Annotated in this window: 17 protein-coding genes; 9 read left to right on the top strand and 8 right to left on the bottom strand. The window is 68.1% G+C overall.

Features of this window, described 5'->3' with window-relative positions; genetic code table 11:
• Positions 1-57: 57 nt before the first annotated feature.
• From ACYVAN_RS16640 to mptB, 6 genes are all read right to left on the bottom strand, one after another.
• Positions 58-1,017 carry a COX15/CtaA family protein gene (locus ACYVAN_RS16640; RefSeq protein WP_460960584.1) on the bottom strand — a complete coding sequence of 320 codons (960 nt, stop codon included), beginning with the start codon at positions 1,015-1,017 and terminating at the stop codon, positions 58-60.
• Between the two features lie 109 nt (positions 1,018-1,126).
• Positions 1,127-1,984 carry an SCO6745 family protein gene (locus ACYVAN_RS16635; RefSeq protein WP_460960582.1) on the bottom strand — a complete coding sequence of 286 codons (858 nt, stop codon included), beginning with the start codon at positions 1,982-1,984 and terminating at the stop codon, positions 1,127-1,129.
• Between the two features lie 22 nt (positions 1,985-2,006).
• Positions 2,007-2,810, bottom strand: coding sequence for an ABC transporter permease (locus tag ACYVAN_RS16630; protein WP_460960580.1), 804 nt, complete (start codon positions 2,808-2,810; stop codon positions 2,007-2,009).
• Between the two features lie 214 nt (positions 2,811-3,024).
• Positions 3,025-3,750: a CAP domain-containing protein gene (locus tag ACYVAN_RS16625; protein ID WP_460960578.1), complete on the bottom strand. Its 726-nt coding sequence runs from the start codon at positions 3,748-3,750 to the stop codon at positions 3,025-3,027.
• A 117-nt stretch (positions 3,751-3,867) separates the two neighbouring features.
• Positions 3,868-4,803, bottom strand: coding sequence for an ABC transporter ATP-binding protein (locus ACYVAN_RS16620; protein ID WP_460960576.1), 936 nt, complete (start codon positions 4,801-4,803; stop codon positions 3,868-3,870).
• Positions 4,804-4,814: 11 nt separating this feature from the next.
• Entirely contained in the window at positions 4,815-6,419 is a 1,605-nt protein-coding gene (mptB, locus tag ACYVAN_RS16615) for a polyprenol phosphomannose-dependent alpha 1,6 mannosyltransferase MptB (protein WP_460960574.1), read from the bottom strand.
• A 241-nt stretch (positions 6,420-6,660) separates the two neighbouring features.
• Here mptB and ACYVAN_RS16610 point away from each other — a divergent pair, with 241 nt between their 5' ends.
• The 7 genes from ACYVAN_RS16610 to ACYVAN_RS16580 are packed head-to-tail and all read left to right on the top strand — an operon-like array spanning position 6,661 to position 13,185.
• Positions 6,661-7,509, top strand: coding sequence for a helix-turn-helix transcriptional regulator (locus ACYVAN_RS16610; protein WP_460960572.1), 849 nt, complete (start codon positions 6,661-6,663; stop codon positions 7,507-7,509).
• On the top strand, positions 7,506-8,969 hold the full coding sequence (gene sufB, locus ACYVAN_RS16605; RefSeq protein WP_460960570.1) for a Fe-S cluster assembly protein SufB: 1,464 nt from the start codon (positions 7,506-7,508) through the stop codon (positions 8,967-8,969). Before ACYVAN_RS16610 ends, sufB begins: the two co-directional genes overlap by 4 nt.
• Position 8,970: 1 nt before the next feature.
• A complete protein-coding gene (sufD, locus tag ACYVAN_RS16600) occupies positions 8,971-10,176 on the top strand; it encodes a Fe-S cluster assembly protein SufD (RefSeq protein ID WP_460960568.1) in 1,206 nt (401 codons plus the stop codon).
• Between the two features lie 53 nt (positions 10,177-10,229).
• A complete protein-coding gene (sufC, locus tag ACYVAN_RS16595; protein ID WP_460960566.1) occupies positions 10,230-11,003 on the top strand; it encodes a Fe-S cluster assembly ATPase SufC in 774 nt (257 codons plus the stop codon).
• Positions 11,000-12,304, top strand: coding sequence for a cysteine desulfurase (locus ACYVAN_RS16590; RefSeq protein WP_460960564.1), 1,305 nt, complete (start codon positions 11,000-11,002; stop codon positions 12,302-12,304). The genes sufC and ACYVAN_RS16590 overlap by 4 nt, the downstream gene beginning before the upstream one ends.
• Positions 12,305-12,322: 18 nt before the next feature.
• Entirely contained in the window at positions 12,323-12,784 is a 462-nt protein-coding gene (gene sufU, locus ACYVAN_RS16585) for a Fe-S cluster assembly sulfur transfer protein SufU (RefSeq protein ID WP_460960562.1), read from the top strand.
• On the top strand, positions 12,781-13,185 hold the full coding sequence (locus tag ACYVAN_RS16580) for a metal-sulfur cluster assembly factor (protein ID WP_460960560.1): 405 nt from the start codon (positions 12,781-12,783) through the stop codon (positions 13,183-13,185). Before sufU ends, ACYVAN_RS16580 begins: the two co-directional genes overlap by 4 nt.
• A 163-nt stretch (positions 13,186-13,348) precedes the next feature.
• Here ACYVAN_RS16580 and ACYVAN_RS16575 read toward each other — a convergent pair whose 3' ends face one another.
• Both ACYVAN_RS16575 and ACYVAN_RS16570 read right to left on the bottom strand, forming a co-directional pair.
• Positions 13,349-15,094 (bottom strand): EAL domain-containing protein, encoded by a 1,746-nt coding sequence (locus tag ACYVAN_RS16575; protein ID WP_460960558.1) that lies wholly within the window; start codon positions 15,092-15,094, stop codon positions 13,349-13,351.
• A 278-nt stretch (positions 15,095-15,372) separates the two neighbouring features.
• The gene (locus ACYVAN_RS16570; RefSeq protein ID WP_460960556.1) at positions 15,373-16,575 is read right to left on the bottom strand and encodes a lycopene cyclase family protein; all 1,203 of its coding nucleotides are present in this window, start codon (positions 16,573-16,575) and stop codon (positions 15,373-15,375) included.
• A gap of 146 nt (positions 16,576-16,721) precedes the next feature.
• Between ACYVAN_RS16570 and ACYVAN_RS16565 the strand changes: the two genes are divergently transcribed.
• Together ACYVAN_RS16565 and ACYVAN_RS16560 are read left to right on the top strand one after the other, a co-directional pair.
• Positions 16,722-18,224, top strand: a complete 1,503-nt coding sequence (locus ACYVAN_RS16565; RefSeq protein ID WP_460960554.1) for a deoxyguanosinetriphosphate triphosphohydrolase family protein — start codon at positions 16,722-16,724, stop codon at positions 18,222-18,224.
• A gap of 104 nt (positions 18,225-18,328) precedes the next feature.
• Complete coding sequence (locus ACYVAN_RS16560; protein WP_460960552.1) at positions 18,329-19,000, top strand: acVLRF1 family peptidyl-tRNA hydrolase; 672 nt, start codon at positions 18,329-18,331, stop codon at positions 18,998-19,000.
• Positions 19,001-19,081 lie beyond the last annotated feature (81 nt).

Below are 19,081 nucleotides of genomic sequence, written 5' to 3'. Positions count from 1 at the left end.
GAGAGCGCCGCCGAGCGAGCGGCCCACGGCTGAAACAGTAGGTGCCGACCTCGTCGGTCAGGCGATCACGCTCTCCTGGGCCACGGGTTCGGTGGCATTCGGCGTCTTGCCGCGGTACCGGGACTCGCCCCACAGCAGCGAGGTCACGATGATCACCAGGGTCGCTCCGAGCACGTGCAGCACCACCAGCGGTTCCGGCACGCCATAGGCGTACTGCACCGACCCGAGCGCGCCCTGGGCGAGCACCAGCACGCAGGCGGCGGCGTAGACCCGGAGCAACGCCCTGGTGGGTCGTGCGCTGCGCAACCAGACGCCGAACACGGCCAGCAGGCACACGTAGGCCATCACGGTCAGTCCGTGGATCTGGGTGAGCAGCGGGATCGGCAGCTCGAGCCGAGGCGTCTCCGCGTCGCCGGCGTGCGGTCCGGCCGCGGTCACGAGCGTGCCTGCCATGAGCATCAGCGCGGTGGTGCCCGTGAGCACCACCAGCAGCCTGCGCATCGGCGCGGTGATCACGGAGATCGGGGTGTCGTCACCCTCGCCCGAGGCCTTGAACAGGTACGTCGCCAGCCAGATGAGCACGGCCGAAGCCAAGAAGTGGACCGATACGCTCCACCAGGCCAGGTCGACCAGGACGGTGATACCGCCGATCACTGCCTGCACGGCCACGCCGATCGGCATGATGACCGCGAGCCGGACGAGGCGGGGACGGTACGGGCGGGTGTGCCACGCGGCGAGCAGGCACGCGAGAGCGATGAACCCGACGAGGCCGGTCAGCGTCCGGTTCCCGAACTCGATCACCTGGTGCAGGGTCGAGACCTCGGGGTGAGAGATCGGGACCATGCTCCCCGGGAAGCACCTCGGCCAGGTCGGACAACCCAGCCCGGAGCCGGTCACCCGGACCACGACGCCGGTCACGCTGATCAACGCCTGGGTCACGATCACGGCAAGGGCGAGAGCTCGCATCAGGGCAGGGCTGGTGTGGGGAATCCGGTTCAACAACGACGCCGTCGGCACGCTCCGATGGTAAGCGGAAGCCGGCACCGGACGGTCGGAGGGCCGGACATCGGCGCGTAGCGGCACGCGGCGGTGAGCAGGCAACCCGCCCACCGCCGGTCGGGACCGACTACCTGTTGGCGCCGAAGTTCTCCCGGGGGAAGGCGCCCGCCTTGGCCACCTGCTTGCTCAACGCGGCGCCGTGTTCGAACAGCGACGTCGCCTTGTCCGCGCCGAAAGCGGCCCACGGCGCCACCGCGAGCCGGTCGGTGTTGTCCTCGAGCTCCGCGCGGAACCGGCGCCCCTCGTCGCTCACCGCGTTCGCCTCGTCGAGCAAGCCACGTGCGCGCAACGAGTCCCGCGCCGCATCCCACTGTTCGTCGGACCAGCCCCTGCTGAGCTTGGCGAACTTCTCGGCGAGGCCTTCACCGCTGGAGACCTGCAGGACGAGTGCTTCCAGACCGGTCAGGTCCGTGTCCTGGAGTGCGGCGATGTGTCCGTCACCGCGGAATTCCCGCAGGATCGAGGTCGCGTGCCAGAGCACCAGGTGTGGGGCTTGGGGCCATTCGAGCTCGGCGTGTCCGGCGTAGAGCGGACGTCCTTCGGGGAAGCATCCCTCGGTGGCCTCGCGCGCCAGCCGGGCGGCCTCGGCCACGGACTCGGAAGCGACGACCTCGTCGCCGAGCAAGCGGCGCAGGGCTGCGTCCACGGCCTCGAACCGCGCGGTGACCACGTCGGAAGGCGAGGTGATGGACCACGCTCTGGGGAACAGCGGGGAGATGACCTTCGGGTTGAAGTTGTAGAAGGTCGAGGTCACGACGCCGGCACCGACCGCTCCCATGGGGGCGGCTCGTCCCGCGAAGTAGGTCATCCGGCGCGGTTCCAGGCCGAGTTCCTGGTACCGCTCCTCTGCTTCCGGGGCGAAGTAGATGAACGCGTGCAACGGTTCCAGGCACTGGTGCGCCTGGCGGGCGAGGGTGGTCGTCATGCGGTCACCCTAACGGGAAAGATCAGGTCAACCGAGTGGTGCGAGTGGCGAGCACTCCCGCGATCGCGCCCCAGAGGACCAGTACGAGGACCGGCTGGAACCCCGGTATCGAACCGTGGACCAGCGCGGCATCGAGCGATTCCGCCAGGGCTCCGGACGGCAGCCACTTCGCAACCAAACCCGCCGAGGCGGGCAGGTCGTCGACCGGTAGGGCGAGTCCACCCGCGAGCAGCAGCACGAACCAGATCGCGTTCGCCAGTGCCAGCACGATCTCGGCGCGGAAGGCACCACCGATGAGCACACCCGCCGCGCCGAACGTGAGCGTGCCGAGGACGAGCAGTCCTGCCGCCGGCAGCAGGCCGACCAGCGACGGGCTCCAGCCCAGCAGGACTGCGGTGATCCCCAGGACAACGGCCTGCAAGGCCACCACCAGCAATGCGGCGAGCACCCGCCCGGAGATGAGCGTCCACCGGGGTAGTGCCGTGGCCGACAACCGCTTGATGACCCCATAGCGGCGGTCGAAGCCGAGCGCGATCGCTTGCCCGGTGAAGGCGGTGGACATCACGGCGAGGGCGAGGATCCGCGGCATCACGGAGTCGACCCGGGGTTCGGGCAGTGCGCCGATTTCCAACACGCTCAAGCCGATGAGCAGCGCCAGCGGGATGATCAGCGTCAGCAGTGCTTGCTCGCCGTGCCGGATGATCAGCAGCGCCTCCACGCGGGTGTGCGCGCGGAGCATCCGCGTGGCCCGGGCGGGACCGGGCGCGGGGCGAAACGTCCCGGCCGGGAATCGGCCTGTGGTGCTGACCTCGGTGTCGGTGCTCAAGAACGTGGCTCCCGTCCGGTCGGCCGTGATCGTGCAGGCCGAACGGGACACTGCCCCCGTCCCCGGCTGCGCTGTTGCGGGCTGCGGCGTTTCGGCATCAGACCAGCAGTGTCGCATTGCATCGCCGGTGACCACGCACGCGGTTGTCGTGTGGACCGTTGTGACCAGTGACGTCAGGATTCCGCGGTCTACGGGTGGGCTGCTCGACGGCCGATCAACGGCCGAAGACCTGGGTCCAGTACCAGCCGCTGGTCGACAGGCCCACGCCCACGTTGGTCAGTGAGCAGTCGAGGATGTTCTCGCGGTGGTCTTCCGACTCCATCCAGCTCTGCATGACCTGCTTGGCGGTGCGCTGACCCATGGCGATGTTTTCGGCTGCCGGAGTCGGATAGCCCTCCTGCAACGCTCGTTGGACGAAGCTCAGGCCTTCGGGGCTGAGATGTGCGAAGTAGTCGCGCTTCGCCATGTCCGCGCTGTGGGCCACGGCTGCTCGGGAGAGTCTCTTGTCGGTGGTGACCGGTTCGCAGCCGGCTTCGTCGCGCGCCGCGTTGACGAGGGCGACGACTACGGTTCCGGGTGATCGGGCCGGGGACGAGGTGGTGGTCGTCGTCGGTTCCTCGTCTGCTTCCACGGTCGGTGTCGTGGTCGACGTGGGGTGGTCTTCTTGCTCCGTCGTCTCCGGAGCTGGGGGAGGAGGCGGGGGCGGTGTCGAGGAAGTGGGCCCGGGGAGGCGCTTTGTGGTCGTCGTGGTGGAGGCGGGGTTCGTATCCCGCGTCGGTGGGGGCGCCACCGGGTCTTCCGCGGCAACAGGAGGTTTCACGGGATCCACGGCGGAGCCGCTCGTGGCGGTGAGCGTGTAGACGCCTGCGGTTCCTGCGCCGACGGCGGTTGCCAACGCGCAGATCGCCATCACCGAACGTGGCCGGATCGGGGAATTCACAGCCGGGCAACTTACCGCAATCCGAGCTGATCGAGAATTGTTTCGTTGCTCATGTCGCTCGTCGTGGAGTGCGTCCGTCTCCCGACGCGGGGCAGCGGCCGCCGGATGTCGCTGTGCTCAGGCGCGAAGTTCGCGTCCGGTCAGTTCCAGGAAGACGTCTTCGAGGCTGCGCCTGCTCACCCGGAGCTCCTCCGCCAGCACCCCGTGCTGGGCGCACCAGGCCGTCACCGCGGACACCACCTGCGGGTCGATCACTCCGCTGACGAGGTAGTCGCCCGCGCGGATCTCGACGGCCGCACACCCCTCGGGTAGCGCAGAGAGCAGCAGGTTCAGGTCGAGAGCGGGTTGGGACCGGAACCGCAGTTCCTGCTCGCCGCCGCGTGGCCTGGTCAGCTCGGCGGTTGTCCCCTCGGCCACGATGCGCCCCTGGTCGATGATGACGACCTGATCGGCCAGGTATTCGGCTTCGTCCATCAGGTGCGTGGTGAGCAGCACGCTGACGCCGTCCCTGCGCAGTGCCGAGATGAGCTCCCAAACCAGGCGGCGGGCCTGCGGGTCCATTCCGGCGGTCGGCTCGTCGAGGAAGATCAGTTCTGGGCGTCCCACCAGGGCGCAGGCCAGCGACAGCCGTTGCTGCTGACCACCGGAGAGCCGCTTGTACGGAGTACGTCCCACTTTGCCGAGTCCGAGCGTGTCCAGCAGCCAGCCCGGGTCGAGCGGATCGGCGGCGCACGAGGCGACCAGCCGGAGCATCTCGTCGGCACGCACGCCGGGGTACGCTCCGCCGCCTTGGGGCATGACGCCGATCCGGGGACGCAGCCGGTCACCGTGCTGGTGCGGATCGAGACCGAGCACCCGCACGGAGCCCTCATCCGGGCGCTGGAAGCCTTCGCAAATCTCGATCGTGGTCGTTTTGCCCGCGCCGTTGGGGCCGAGCAGGGCCACTACCTGGTCTCGTTCGGCCCGCAGGTCGATGCGGTCGACGGCTTCGGTGTCGCCGAAGCGCTTTCGCAACCCGCGTACTTCGACGGCGGGGTCCTCGGCGTCGCTCACGGGAGTCAAGCCTAGGACGCGGCCGACCGGGGGCCGGTGCGGGTGGGCAACAACGCGGGAACCTTGCCCCGGACCAGCCACAGCATGATTCCGAACGCCAGCAACGCGGCGACCACGGCGAGCGGAATCTGGTAGGCCCGCAGGAGGAAGCCTGCTCCGGTAGGCGGTACGACCAGGGCGACGGTGCCGCAGATCGCCGCCGCGGTGACGCGGAACCGGGTGTCGTTGGTGGCCAGCGCCAGCGGAACCACGGCCCACAGCAGGTACCAGGGGTGCAACACCGGGCCGAGCACGGCCAGCGTGCCGAGGGTGATTCCGAGAGCGGTCAGCGGCTCGATGCGGCCCTTGAACGAGCTCCACAGCAGACGCACGCAGACAGTGCCGGTCACGGCATAGCCGATGACCTTGGTTATGGCCAGCATCGCGTCCGTGTGGTTTCCCAGCCCGAGAAGCATGCTGACGCCGCCGCCGGTCATTCCGAGCGCGGTCATCGGCGCGAGCCACGTCTTGATCCGGTTGGGCACGTCGAAGGTTTCGATCCAGCCGAGTCCCCAGCCGCTGGCGACGGTGATGATCGTCATCGTGACGAGGAAGATCACGGTCAGTAAGACGGCCATCTGCACGAGGTCGCGGAATCGGCCGCCTCTCCGGTGGGCGAGGTAGATGCCGAAGAAGCCGAGTGCGATGAATCCCGGTGGTTTGATCGCACCGCCGATGACCAGCAGGGTGGCGGCTCCGATGGTGCTGATCAGGTCGGTTCGGCGGAGGCCGAGTTCGATGGCAGCGAGCATGATGCCCACCAGCAGCGCCTCGTTGTGCATGCCACTGATGACGTGGAACAGCACGATCGGATTCGCCGCGCTCAGCCACAGCGCGGCGACCGGCTGAACGCCGCAGCGCACGGCGAGGCGGGGAATCGCCCAGACCGCCAGTGCGAGCCCGATGAGCATCACGATGCGCCAGAAGAGGACGCCGAAGACGACGTTGTCCCCGACGAGCATGGCGATGTACTGGCCGAACATGAGGAACAGCGGCCCATAGGGCGATGGTGTGTCCCGCCAGATGTTGGGCACGTTGGCGACCAGCGGGTGGTCGACACCGAGCGCGGTGACCGAGCCGAGCGTGTAGGGGTCGATGCCCTTGGCGGCCACCGCCGTCTGCGCGAGGTAGCTGTACATGTCTGTGCTGAACAGCGGCGGTGCGACCGCCAGCGGAAGTCCCCACATCACGATCGTGCGACCGAGCTGGGTCTTCGAGATCATCCGCTCGCGGCCCGGCCAGGAGAGCCGGCCAAGCCACAGCCAGGCGACGACGACCATGAGCATGCCCAGCCAGGCGCAAGCCATGGCGACCGTGGGCATGCGGACGGGCAGGCCGAGCACGCGAATTCCGGAGAGGGGGTTGTCCACCGGCGCCGCCCCCGCGCCGATCGCGCCGAACGCGAGGACCAGGGATCCAGCGGTGCCGAACCTGCGGACGATGTCCAGCTGACGTCGCTCACCGCCGACGAGCGGCGCGGGCGTGCTCATGCCGTTCGACGTACTGTCGCGCTGCTTCTCGCCGGTCGTCGTCCCGTCGTCGAGCTCTGCACCGTCGACTGCTTCACCTGCCGCCACGGCCCGGAAGCTTAGAGGTGACGACTTCGCGATGCTCGAGCCCCGCTGCCCAAACCGGCGGTGCGCGGGTTGCCGGTGGTGGGCCGGACGTCTGTGCGGTTGCTGTTCCGGCCTCCGCGGCTTCCCGCTGCTGTCCGGGTTGAAACCCACCCGTGCAGGTGACGAGGGTCGATGGTGAGTCATGTCACCCGTACGACCCCATGGTCTGGCGTTGCTGGAGGAAATAGGTAACATTCATGTTGTGAAAAACGCCGGAACGCCTTCCACGGCTGCGGCGGCCGACCGGAGCCCCGCGGCAAGAGCAGCTGCTCCCGCGACGGGGCAGCACGGTGCGGCCGGGCAGTCCGGGGATGGGCGTACCCGGCACACGGTCGCACGGTTGGTGCTGGAGCAAGGTCCGATCACCGCTGCGGCGGTGGCCGAAGAACTCGGTTTGAGTGCGGTCGCGGTGCGGAGGCACCTCGATGCGCTGGTCGCCGAAGGCGAAGCGTATACGAGGGATTCCTCGCCCCGGGGGCGTCGAGGCCGAGGTCGACCGGCGAAGTTGTTCCTGCTGACCGAGGTGGGCAGGGCCAGGTTCGGCCATGCCTACGATGATCTCGCGGTGGCAGCGCTGCGGTTCATCGCCGAGAACGATGGCGAGCAGGCGGTCCGCTCGTTCGCCGAACGACGGATGGCCGCGATGGTTTCCGTCCACCGAGAGGCACTTTCGGAGAGTCGGACCACTGCCGAACGCGCCGAGGTCCTCGCCAACGCGTTGACCCGGGAAGGCTACGCTGCTTCGACGCGAAGCGTCGGGAGCGGTGAGCAGCTGTGCCAACACCACTGCCCGGTGGCGCACGTCGCTGCGGATTTTCCGCAGTTGTGCGAAGCCGAGACCGAGGCATTCGCCGAGGTGCTCGGTACCCACGTGCAACGGCTTGCCACGATCGCCAACGGCGACGCGGTCTGCACGACGCACGTGCCGCTCGCGCGGTCCGAGCAGCCGGGCGAAGAAGACCGTTCAGAAACCGATCCGACGTCTGCTGGGCCGTTCCCGAAGGACCAGCAGGAGATCGCCCCAATTCCTGATGGAGGGGAGTCCGTATGACTGCCGCTGCGGAGCAGCGCACACCCACCACGGTGCCGAATGACTCTGGTCAGTTGACCCAAGAGGAAACTCTGGCGACGTTGGGCAATTACGAGTACGGCTGGGCCGACTCGGACGACGCGGGCGCAGGTGCTCGACGCGGCGTCAACGAGGACGTCGTGCGCGAGATCTCGGCGAAGAAGGACGAGCCCGAGTGGATGCTCGAGGCTCGCCTCAAGGCGCTGCGCCTGTTCGAGCGCAAGCCGATGCCGAACTGGGGCGCCGACCTCTCGGGCATCGACTTCGACAACATCAAGTACTTCGTGCGTTCCACCGAGGAGCAGGCCCAGACCTGGGACGACCTGCCCGAGGACATCAAGAACACCTACGACAAGCTGGGCATCCCCGAGGCGGAGAAGCAGCGGCTGGTCGCGGGCGTGGCGGCGCAGTACGAGTCCGAGGTCGTTTACCACCAGATCCGCGAGGACCTCGAAGAGCAAGGTGTGCAGTTCCTGGACACCGACACCGCGCTGCGGGAGCACCCGGAGACCTTCAAGGAGTACTTCGGCTCCGTCATCCCGGCCGGTGACAACAAGTTCTCCGCGCTCAACACGGCGGTCTGGTCGGGCGGCTCGTTCATCTACGTGCCGAAGGGCGTGCACGTGGACATCCCGCTGCAGGCCTACTTCCGGATCAACACCGAGAACATGGGCCAGTTCGAGCGGACCTTGATCGTGGTCGACGAGGACGCCTACGTCCACTACGTCGAGGGCTGCACCGCGCCGATCTACTCCAGTGACTCGCTGCACTCGGCAGTCGTGGAGATCGTGGTCAAGAAGGGTGCGCGCTGCCGCTACACGACCATCCAGAACTGGTCGAACAACGTCTACAACCTGGTCACCAAGCGGGCGAAGGCCGAAGAGGGCGCCACCATGGAGTGGGTCGACGGCAACCTCGGCTCCAAGGTGACCATGAAGTACCCGTCGGTCTTCCTGATGGGTGAGCAGGCCAAGGGTGAGGTCCTCTCGGTGGCATTCGCCGGTGAGGGACAGCACCAGGACGCGGGCGCGAAGATGGAGCACATGGCGCCGCACACGTCGTCGTCCATCGTGTCGAAGTCGATCGCTCGTGGTGGTGGGCGCACGTCCTACCGCGGTCTGGTGAAGGTCGCCAAGCGCGCCAACCACTCCTCCTCGAACGTGAAGTGTGACGCCCTGCTGGTGGACACCATCAGCCGGTCGGACACATACCCCTACGTCGACGTCCGCGTCGACGACGTGTCCATGGGCCACGAGGCCACCGTCTCCAAGGTCAGCGACGACCAGCTGTTCTACCTGATGCAGCGAGGTCTGACCGAGGACGAGGCGATGGCGATGATCGTGCGCGGCTTCGTCGAGCCGATCGCGCGCGAACTGCCGATGGAATACGCGCTGGAACTGAACCGCCTGATCGAGCTGCAGATGGAAGGGGCCGTCGGCTGAGATGACGAGCACCACCAGTACCGACGACCTCACGGCCGGAACCCAGCACGGCCTCGACGAGCACTCCCACGGGGGAGGCGCGGTTGTTCCGCAGTCCTCCCGTGGGCAGCGTTTCACGTCCTACGACGTCGACGCGTTCGAGGTTCCCGGAGGCCGCGAGGAGGATTGGCGCTTCACGCCGATGAAGCGCCTCCACGGGTTGCACGACGGTTCGGCGACCGCCACGGGCTCGATCCGGGTGGAGGTCGATTCCGGGGACGCGGCCACGGTCGAGTCCGTCGGACGTGACGACCCGCGGCTGGGTGCCGGCGGTGTTCCGGCCGACCGGATCGCCGCGCAGGCCTGGAGCTCCTTCGACGAGGCCACGGTCGTCACGATCCCCAAGGACACGCAGCCGAAGGAACCGGTCAGCGTCACCGTGCACGGCCCGGGTGCGGGCAAGGTCGCCTACGGGCACCTGCAGGTGCGCGCCGAGCAGTTCGCGGAGGCCACCGTCGTGGTGGACTACCGGGGCTCCGGCGTGTTCGCCGACAACGTCGAGTTCGTCACGGAGGACTCCGCCCGCCTGTCGGTCGTGTCCATCCACGACCTCGACGAGGACGCCACCCAGGTCAGCAGCGAGCACGCCGGCCTCAACCGGGACTCGGTGTTCCGGCACTTGGCGGTCACCCTCGGCGGTGACCTGGTGCGGGTGAACACGACCGTCACCTACGGCGGCAAGGGCGGCGACGCCGAGCTGCTGGGGCTGTACTTCGCCGACAGCGGGCAGCACCTGGAACACCGGATGCTGGTCGATCACGCGGTGGCGAACTGCCGCAGCAACGTCCTCTACAAGGGCGCGCTGCAGGGCAACTCGGCGCACTCCGTGTGGATCGGTGACGTGCTGATCCGGGCCGCTGCCGAGGCCACCGACACCTACGAGCTCAACCGCAACCTGGTGTTGACCGAGGGCGCGCGGGCCGACTCCGTGCCGAACCTGGAGATCGAGACCGGCGAGATCGAGGGTGCGGGGCACGCGAGCGCCACCGGCCGGTTCGACGACGAGCAGCTGTTCTACCTGCAGTCCCGCGGGATTCCGGAGGACCGGGCTCGCCGCCTGGTCGTTCGCGGATTCTTCGGCGAGATCCTGCAGAAGATCACCGTGCCGGAGGTTCGGGAGCGGCTGGAAGCCGCGATCGAAGAAGAGCTCGCGGTCGTCGGAGCCTGACCAACCGAGCAGCATCCAAGCTTTCGCAACACACCAGGAGATACGAAGAACACATGGCCACCCTGGAGATCAAGGAACTGCACGGCTCGGTCGTCACCGACGAGGGAGCCAAGCCGATCCTCAACGGCGTCAACCTGACGATCCGTTCGGGCGAGATCCACGCGATCATGGGCCCGAACGGTTCCGGCAAGTCCACGCTCGCCTACGCCATCGCCGGACACCCGAAGTACCAGATCGATTCGGGTCAGGTGCTGCTGGACGGCGAGGACGTGCTGGAGATGAGCGTGGACGAGCGGGCCCGCGCGGGCCTGTTCCTCGCCATGCAGTACCCGGTCGAGGTGCCGGGCGTCTCGATGTCGAACTTCCTGCGCACGGCCGCCACGTCGGTCCGCGGCGAGGCCCCGCAGGTGCGGCACTGGGTCAAGGAGGTCAAGCAGGCGATGTCCGACCTCGAGATCGACCCGGCCTTCGCCGAGCGGAGCGTCAACGAGGGCTTCTCCGGCGGCGAGAAGAAGCGGCACGAGATCCTGCAGCTGGACCTGCTCAAGCCGAAGTTCGCGGTGCTCGACGAGACCGACTCCGGTCTGGACGTCGACGCTCTGCGTGTCGTGTCGGACGGGATCAACCGGTACACCGCCGAGGGTGACAAAGGTGTTCTGCTGATCACCCACTACACCCGGATCCTCAAGCACATCACCCCCGACTACGTGCACGTCTTCGCCGAGGGCAAGGTCGTCGAGTCGGGCGGTCCGGAACTGGCCAACGAGCTGGAAGAATCCGGCTACGTGCGGTTCACCAGCAAGAAGGAGGCGGCCGTCCAGTCATGACCGTTCAGCCTCCTCGCACCTCGGCAGGTGCGAGCACCACGCCGCTGGATGTGGCGGCGATCCGGGCGGACTTCCCGATCCTGGGTCGCACGATCCGCGATGACCAGCCGTTGGTGTACCTGGATTCCGGGGCGACATCGCAGCGCCCGCGCCAGGTGCTTGACGCGGAGCGCGACTTCCTGGAGACCTGCAACGCGGCGGTGCACCGCGGCGCGCACCAGCTTGCCGAGGAGGCTACGGACGCGTTCGAGGACGCCAGGGCGAAGATCGCCCGGTTCGTCGGTGCGAACGTCGACGAGGTCGTTTTCACGAAGAACGCCACTGAAGGCGTCAACCTGGTCGCTTATGCGATGAGCAACGCCTCGACTTCGGGCCCCGAGGCGGAACGTTTCCGCCTCGGGCCCGGCGACGAAGTCGTGGTGACCGAGATGGAGCACCACGCGAACCTCGTTCCGTGGCAGCAGTTGTGCGAGCGGACAGGTGCGACGCTGCGCTGGTTCGGTGTCACCGACGAGGGCCGCCTTGATCTGTCCGATGTGGATGGGGTCATCACCGAGCGGGCGAAGTTGGTCGCCTTCGCGCACCAGTCCAACGTGCTCGGCACGGTGAACCCGACCGAGCGGATTATCGAGCGCGCCCACCAGGTCGGTGCGCTGGTGATGCTCGACGCCTGCCAGTCGGTGCCGCACAAGCCGGTGGACTTCCACCGGCTGGGTGTGGATTTCGCGGTGTTCTCCGGGCACAAGATGCTCGGTCCGTCCGGGATCGGGGTGCTCTACGGTCGCAACGAGCTGTTGCGGGCGATGCCGCCGTTCCTCACCGGTGGGTCGATGATCGAGCTGGTCCACATCGACCGTTCCACGTTCGCCGAGCCGCCGCAGCGGTTCGAAGCGGGTGTGCCGATGACCTCCCAGGCTGTTGGTCTTGGGGCGGCTGTCGACTACCTGTCGGTGGTCGGCATGGAACGCATCGCAGCACATGAGCACCAGCTCGCCGAAGCGGCGATACGGGAGCTCTCGGCCATCGAAGGCGTGCGGATCATCGGCCCGACGAGTACCGAGGATCGCGGCGCGACCGTGTCGTTCGTCATCGACGGTGTGCACCCGCACGACGCCGGTCAAGTGTTGGACAGCCAAGGGGTCGAGGCCCGAGTCGGGCATCACTGCGCATGGCCGTTGCACCGCACGATGGGTGTGCAGTCCACCGTGCGGGCTAGCTTCTACTTGTACAACGAGCTCGACGAGGTCAAGGCGTTGGCGGATGCGATCCGGGAGTCCCAGCGCTTCTTCGGCGTGGTGTGATCGGGCTAAGGGAATCGTATGCAGCTGGAGCAGATGTACCAGGAGATCATCCTGGATCACTACCGCAATCCGCACCGGCACGGGTTGCGCGAGCCGTTCGATGCCGAGTCCTCTCAAGTCAACCCCGTATGTGGTGACGAGATCACGCTGCGGGTGCGGTTGACCGGGACCGGGCAGGACGCGACCATCGAGGACGTCTCCTACGAGGGGCAGGGCTGCTCGATCAGCCAGGCTTCCGTCTCGGTTCTGACCGACCTGGTTGTGGGGCGGCGAATCGAGGAGGCGTTCACCACTCAGGCTGCTTTCAGCGAGCTGATGCAGGGACGTGGCCAGGTCGAACCCGACGAGGATGTCCTCGAGGACGGCGTCGCGTTCGCCGGGGTGGCGAAGTACCCGGCACGCGTGAAGTGTGCGCTGCTGGGATGGATGGCTTTCAAGGACGCCGTATCGCGCGTTGTCGACGAGGTGGGAGCGTCATGACCGAGCAGACTCAGGAACAGACCGACGTGCAGCGGGGAGCCGAGGGCATGCCCGAATCTCCGGAGCCCGCGGCCGAGGTCGCTGCGGTGGAGGACGTCGAGGAAGCGATGCGCGACGTCGTCGACCCCGAACTCGGCATCAACGTCGTGGACCTCGGTCTGGTCTACGGCGTGCATGTAGAGCAGGACAATTCCGCGACGGTCGACATGACGTTGACCTCGGCGGCGTGCCCGCTGACCGACGTCATCGAGGATCAGGCGCGCGCGGCGCTTACCGGTGGAGCCGGCGGGGGTATCGTGAACGACTTCCGCATCAACTGGGTATGGATGCCGCCGTGGGGACCGGAGAAGATCACCGATGAGGGGCGCGAGCAGCTTCGCGCACTCGGATTCACGGTCTGAGCAGAATCTGAACGAGCCCCGGCAGCTGTTGGCTGCCGGGGCTTCTTCGTTTTCACGCGGCGGCCAACCTATTCGCAGGCTGCCCTGTTCGCAGGCTGCCCTGTTTTCGCGGGCTGCCCTGTCCTGGAGGGCTGCCCAGCCCGGAGGCCGGCGGGCGTGGTGACTACCGGTATTCCACGGGGTCGGCCAGCGGGAACCCCGTGTTGTCGCTCTCCTGCTTGCCGCGCAGAACGTCGATCCGATCCGAACCGGGACGTGACATCACCCAGCTCGATCCCTCCAGCGATTTCGCGAAGTGCTTGAGCGGTGCGAGCAGGCGGGAAGCGTCGTCGTAGTTCTGCACCATGTTCGACGTGCACACCAACGTGGCCAGGGAGAGCGTGATGTCGGTGCCTTCGGCCTGGCGCGGCGGGTCGAGCAACATCTCGGCGAGTGGGACGAGATCGTCGAGGTCGGCGACCATGAGGAAGTCGTCGCCGCCCACGTGACCGACGCGCACCGAGCTGAGCGACGCGGCCGCGTCGGTGAGGCTCCGACCGATCGATCGGATCAGCCCATCGCCCGCGGAGAAACCGGCGGTGTCGTTGATCTTCTTGAACTCGTCGATGTCCAACCAGCTCACTCCGAAGACCTCGCCGGCCGCGATGCGCCGTCCCACGTCTCTGGCGATCGCGTCGCTTCCGGGCAGCCGGGTCAGGGGGTTGAGCGCCGCCGCTTCCTCCACCTTGAGGTCCGCCATCCCGCGGATGAGGTGGCCGGCCCGAACCGCGCCCAGGCAGCGTCCCGATTCGTCGACGACGATGGCGTCGTCGTACATCCGGTACGGGTCCGATCGGGTCACCAGGCCGAGGGCTTCCATAGCGGTGGTCGCGGTGGTGACCACGCGCGCTTCGTCGGCGAGCCGCGCGGCTGGCCGCTTGGCGTGCAGCGCGTGACCGTACGGCCCGGTCACGGCGAGCAGGAAGCGGTTCCGGTCGATCGTCCACTGTGGCCTGCCGTGTTCGTCGACCAGGACGACACCGCTGATCTCGGGGTGATCGGCGAGGACCTCGCGAACCTGATCGGCCGTGGCATCGCTGGGCAGCGTGGTGGCAGGTGACAGGAACTCCGTCACCCGCGGCCCCGCCGCCAGCGTGCTGACCGGCTGGGCCTGCGGATCGGTGACCGCGGCGGCCACTCCGGGCACGGTTTGCGCGGTCGGTGGGCGCCGTGCGGGCGGAGCCAGCAGGTTTCCCTGTACGAGTCCGACGCCGCTGCGGCGCAACGAACTCAGCTGGCGGTCGTTCTCCACTCCTTCGGCGACCAGTTGCGAATCGGTGGCCTCGCACAGGTGGCGAACCGATTCGAGGACGGCGACGCGGTGAGCGTCCTCCGGCAGGCCCTTGACAACGCCTCGGTCGAGTTTGACCATCCCGGGGGAGAGGTCGGCGATCAACGTCAGCGGTACGTCGCCGTCGCCGATGCCGTCCAACGCGATCTGGAAGCCGTCCGATCGCAACCGTTCGACTCCTCCGGCGAGCGCGTCCGGATCGAGCCGAGCGAACGGGGGGCCGATCTCCAGGGTCACCTCGTGCTCGCGACGACCGACTTCGCGGATCTTGTCGCGCAAAGCGCTCAACCGGTCCAGGTCATGGGTCACCGTCCCGCCGAAGACGTTGAGATGAAGAGGCAACAGGGTCTCGTGTTCGGCTGCCGCTGTCGCGGCGGCCATCGCCAGCTGAACGTCCAGTTCCGCCAGGCAGCGGCGCCGCGCGGCCTCGCGAAAAAGGTCGTGCACGTGCGCACCGGCGGGTCGGGCGAGTGTCTCCACCGCCACGATCGCACCGGTCTTCACGTTGATCAGTGGCTGGAACACGAAGCGTACTTCGTCCACCAGCGCAAGCACGAAATCGATGTTGCCCGCAGTCATTGCGCTCCATCGAGCCAGTTCATGACCTGTTCACCGGCATCTCAGCTACATGTCTTCAGCCTAAGTCACCTCCCGGACAAACTAGCCTGAGGCAGAAGGGGGTAGAACGCACTGGCCCGGCCTTCTGTGTGTTCGGACACAACCCGCCGCGACCACTCGGTTACTGTAGGTTGTTGACTTGGTCGCGTTGTGGCTGAGGTCGACTACGCTATGCAACGATACGCCAGGAGTGATCTGAAACACGTCGGCTGACGCTCCTTGCCCCCGGTTCCGCGCGATCAGACTTCGCCGAACCCGTGCTGGGCGTGCACCTGACCCGGGCGGAGGCCGCCGAGGATCAAGTGCCTGCGGACCGGCCACGGCGCGGTCCGGAACAGCGACGTCATCGCCGTGGCGGTCGAAGCCGGGTCGTGTTCCGCCGCGAGGAATGCGGACTGGCGATCCTGCGGGAGGCGGAAGAACGCCTCGAAGAACTCCGGCACCTGTTCCGGCGGGCAGGACAACAGTGCCTGCAGTCCGCGGAGCCGCAAACCGTGCGCCGCCAGCGCCCGTGGTGGCCACAGAATCGACCAGCCGGCTTTCGAAGCCGCGGCCGGCCCGGCGGGGAGCCCGGCACCGATGGCGCCCGCGAGCCACGGGGCCTGACGCAGCGAAGCGGCGACGCTGAATCCGGTCGCGGGATGCACGAAACCCGCCGTGGCCCCGAACGGAATCACCCGGTTCGGCCTCGGCAACGGGTCGTCGACCGGGAAGCGGACCCTCTCCTCCGGTTCTTGCTCGGTCAGTGCCGGTCCGGCCGCCGCGAACCTGCCTCGCAGGCGGCGGCGCAACGACGCCAACGGCATGGCGGGGCGGCGTGCCAGCGAGGTCTCCTCCAGCAAGACCCGGTCGGGGCCGAGGTCCACCGCGTACAGGAAGGTGGGCCATCCGCCTCTAGTGTCGGGTGCCGGACGCCAGTCCATGAACACGCCGGCACCCGGGGGGCGAATGGTTTCGGCGGTGGCGGAATCGACCACCACGCCCACGGCCGTCTGCTGGGCGGATGTGCGAGCGGGGCGTCCCCCGGACAGGGCGCGGGCGGAGCCCGAGGCATCCACGACCGCAGCGGCCGCGATCCGTCGCCCGTCCTTGAGGTGCAGGGTCGACCCGGCCGAGCCGTGCTCGGCGGCAACCGCACGGCCGGTGACCTCGACGACGTCGGCGCGCCACAGGTGCTTCCAGACCGAGGGGTTGTCCAGGACAGCGTACGGGCGCTCCCATTCGTGCTGAGTGGTGCCGAAGGCTCGCATCCGCGGCATGACCGCCGCGCGTGTCGACTGCGGTAGCGAGGCGGGAAGTTCGTCGCACCAGGCCGCATAGGTGTGCGGCCACACCCGGCGCGGGGTCGGGTCGACGAGCGCAACCTCCAGTCCGATGTCGCTGCAAGCTGCGGTGACGGCGCGCCCCGCCGGACCGCCTCCCACCACTACGACGTCCACCACGCTCCCATCAGATCACGGTCCGCGAGGTTCACGCCGGACGACCGATCGCCGGGATAGTGTGGGGTATGCAGGAAGATCCAGACATAGTTCGTACGAGTCGGCGCAACAGCGGGTCCGAGCAGGCAAGTTCCCCGGGTGACCTAGCTGTGAGCCCCTTCCGCGCCGACCGGGACCGGGTCTCCAGCTCCGCGTTCTTCAGCAGGCTGGGCGGCGTGACGCAGGTGGTCAGCCCGGGCGGCTCCGGTCTGTTGCTGCACAACCGGCTGACCCACAGCCTCAAGGTCGGTCAGGTGGCGCGGGCGATCGCGGAACGGTTGTTGAGCGTCCCGGCCGACGCCGCGCGCATCGACCGGCTGGGCGGTTGCGACCTCGACGTCGTGGAAGCTGCCGGGTTGGGGCACGACCTGGGCCACCCCCCCTTCGGGCATCTCGGCGAGAGCGTGCTGGACCGGTTGGCCAGGCAGCGCTTCGGCCTGCCCGACGGGTTCGAGGGCAACGCCCAGACGTTCCGGATCGTCAGCGGCATCGACGTACGCGGGGTCGAGGGCGACGGGCTCGACCTCACGGCCGCGGTACGGGCGGCGCTGTTGAAGTACCCGTGGACCCGGCTCGGACCTCCGCGCCCGCACCCGCGCGAGATGGCGGTGCCGCCGCGAGGCGCTTCGGAACCGGAGGAGGCGCCGGGAACGGGCGCGGCCAAGTTCTCGTGCTACATAACGGAAGTCGACGACATGACGGACTGCCGATCGGCGTTCACCGGTCGGCTGGCCGGCTGGCAGCAGACCGTCGAGGCGTCGATCATGGACTCCGCCGACGACATCGCGTACGCGATTCACGACCTGGAGGACTTCCACCGCGTCGGCGTCCTGCAACACACGGCCGTCTCTCACGAACTCACGGAGTGGCTCGGTCGTGCGGTCGAGTTCGCCGACCTGTCCGACGCGGAACTGGCGGGGGCTGATCATCTGCCGGGGCGTTCGTTGGAGCGGTTGCGTCGCAGGTTGCACGCCAAGGATTCGTGGATCGTGGACGACGACGCGTTCGTCGGCGCGGTCAAGCGGGTCCAAGCGAACCTTGTGACGAAGCTGCTGTCGATGCCCTTCAACCGGTCAAAGCAAGCCGAGCAGGCCGTCGCGGCGTTCTCCGGCGGATGGACGCGGCGCCTGGTGGAAGGTGTTCGGGTGGAGGAGGACCCCACCACGCGTTCGGGGCACGTGCTGCTTGCCCCTGAGCAGTGGCACGAGGTGCAGGTCCTGAAGTTCGTCCACCGGCGGTTCGTACTGCAGCGCCCTGACCTCGCCCTGCACCAGCGCGGCCAGGACAGGTTGCTGAGCAAGCTCGTCGAAGCCATCGACAGCTGGTTGATCGATCGCAGCGAAGCCGTCCGCGTACCGCACCGGCTGCACGATCTGTTCGAGCACGCGCGCGCCGAGTTCGGCGCGCTCCGGCGGCGGGGCCCGGACGCGCCGGCACCGCCGGGCCATCAGCCGCCGTCCGGAATCGATGCGGACGAACGGTGGGAGCGCATGGCTCGCGGACGTGCGGTGATCGACTTCGTCGCTTCGTTGACCGATGAGCAGGCGGCGTCCCTGCTCGAAGCGCTTTCGGGGCGGACGACGCAGTTGTGGGCGGACACGTTCGTCCTCTGAAACCCCGTCCCCGGTGCTTCCAGGTTCCGCGAAGCACCGAGGCCCGCGAAGCACAGGTGGCAGCGAAGCACCGGTGGCAGCGAAGCACAGGAGTGGTCGAAGCAATGAGTCGCACCAGGCAGCTTCCCGGCGGCGGGCGTGCGGTCGAGGTCGCGCCCGAGCGCCTCGCCGGATGGTTCGAGCGGTTCGCCGGTCGGCACGGCGGCGTCGACCGGACCCGCCGCAGCGCCGAACGGGTGGAGGTCCGCGCCGGGGACGGTTCGCTCTCGGTGGTCAACGTTCCGTTCGGCCCGCTTCCGCCACCGCACGACGAGCAGCCCGGATTGGCCGTGCAGGAGCTCGCGGAGCACGTGCTGCGCCCCCGGCGGATCGGGCTGGTTCTGGTGCGTCTCGGCGCGCACAGCGTCGGCATAGCCCGGTCCGGCGAGGTCGAGCTGTCGTCGACGGACCGTCACCTCGTGCACGGCCGGAACAAGGCGGGTGGGCAGTCCCAGCAGCGCTTCGCTCGTAGGCGGGAGGGGCAGTCGCGTCGCGCGTTGGAGTCGGCGGCCGATGCGGTCGCTCGGGTGCTGGTGCCGGAGCGGCACCGGTTGGATGCGGTGGTGTTGGGTGGTGACCGGAAGGCTCTGGATACGCTGCGGGCCGACGCCAGGCTGGGTGAACTGCTGTCGTTGGCCGAACCACGAGTGCTCGACGTGCCCGAACCGCGGCGTGTTGTGCTCGACGAGGCGGCCGCGCGGGCCGTGGCGGTGGAGATCGAGATACACGAGACGTGAGCCCGTACCGAGCGGGACGTAAAAACGGGTGTTCCGGGACGGTACACTCGGATTGTGGTTATCCAGCATCCTGCCGCTCAG

Source organism: Parasphingorhabdus pacifica (assembly GCF_054779195.1).
Note: the sequence above shows the minus strand (reverse complement) of the source record. Positions and strands in the feature narration are given on the sequence as shown.

Coding starts and splice junctions, on each gene's coding strand:
- ACYVAN_RS16560 (WP_460960552.1), top strand. CDS start 18,329: ATGAGTCGCACCAGGCAGCTTCCCGGCGGCGGGCGTGCGGTCGAGGTC.
- ACYVAN_RS16635 (WP_460960582.1), bottom strand. CDS start 1,984: ATGACGACCACCCTCGCCCGCCAGGCGCACCAGTGCCTGGAACCGTTG.
- ACYVAN_RS16580 (WP_460960560.1), top strand. CDS start 12,781: ATGACCGAGCAGACTCAGGAACAGACCGACGTGCAGCGGGGAGCCGAG.
- sufB (WP_460960570.1), top strand. CDS start 7,506: ATGACTGCCGCTGCGGAGCAGCGCACACCCACCACGGTGCCGAATGAC.
- sufU (WP_460960562.1), top strand. CDS start 12,323: ATGCAGCTGGAGCAGATGTACCAGGAGATCATCCTGGATCACTACCGC.
- sufC (WP_460960566.1), top strand. CDS start 10,230: ATGGCCACCCTGGAGATCAAGGAACTGCACGGCTCGGTCGTCACCGAC.
- sufD (WP_460960568.1), top strand. CDS start 8,971: ATGACGAGCACCACCAGTACCGACGACCTCACGGCCGGAACCCAGCAC.
- ACYVAN_RS16590 (WP_460960564.1), top strand. CDS start 11,000: ATGACCGTTCAGCCTCCTCGCACCTCGGCAGGTGCGAGCACCACGCCG.
- ACYVAN_RS16575 (WP_460960558.1), bottom strand. CDS start 15,094: ATGACTGCGGGCAACATCGATTTCGTGCTTGCGCTGGTGGACGAAGTA.